A 255-nucleotide genomic window follows, 5' to 3' on the forward strand; every position below is an offset into this window, starting at 1 on the left:
GCGGCAAAACCGATGACAAACTGCTGAAAATCACTGGTACAGCAGAGCACGACAGCATTGTGCTTATCAGCCATGTGATTGAAGGGAAAGGGACTGTCTACATTGATGGCTCCGTTGTGGCAGATGCATCCGGTCACTGGGTATTCCAGATGACGGCGCCGTTCCAGCCAACGTTCGGCAACCGCATCATCACGGCCACGGCCACCGATGCGGCGGGTAACACAAGTGCCGCCAGTGACAGCTATGTGGTCAACT

1 protein-coding gene is annotated in these 255 nt (G+C 55.3%); it reads left to right on the forward strand.

Annotated elements, in window-relative coordinates; translation table 11 throughout:
- On the forward strand, positions 1–255 hold a 255-nt coding region (locus tag J1784_RS00070), incomplete at both ends, for an Ig-like domain-containing protein (RefSeq protein WP_217147564.1).

The organism is Rahnella ecdela (assembly GCF_019049625.1).
Lineage (GTDB): Bacteria > Pseudomonadota > Gammaproteobacteria > Enterobacterales > Enterobacteriaceae > Rahnella > Rahnella ecdela.